At 62.0% G+C, this 295-nt stretch carries 1 protein-coding gene; it reads left to right on the forward strand.

Annotated elements, in window-relative coordinates; all coding sequences use genetic code 11:
• Positions 1 to 75 precede the first annotated feature (75 nt).
• On the forward strand, positions 76 to 295 hold a 220-nt coding region (locus PZH32_RS13215), incomplete at its 3' end, for a helix-turn-helix domain-containing protein (RefSeq protein WP_275208712.1).

Below are 295 nucleotides of genomic sequence, written 5' to 3' on the forward strand. Positions count from 1 at the left end.
CCCGCCTCGAAGCCCGAGAAGCTGGTGCAGAACCGTACCGCCATCGAAATCGGCCTCAACGCTTAAGGTGCCATCATGGAAGAGAATCTGCAAGAGCTGGGCATGCGCATCCAGGGCCTCCGCGAGGCCTGCGATGTGTCGCGCCACACCATGGCTGAGGAGCTGGGCGTCGACATCGACACCTATCGCTCCTGGGAGGAAACCGGCGTCGACATCCCCATTTCGGCGGTGTTTCACATGGCCACGAAGTTCAACGTGGACTTGGCCGAGGTACTCACCGGCACCGCACCGAAGC

It is taken from the genome of Adlercreutzia equolifaciens, from assembly GCF_029076695.1.
In the GTDB taxonomy this organism is placed as follows: Bacteria; Actinomycetota; Coriobacteriia; order Coriobacteriales; family Eggerthellaceae; genus Adlercreutzia; species Adlercreutzia equolifaciens_A.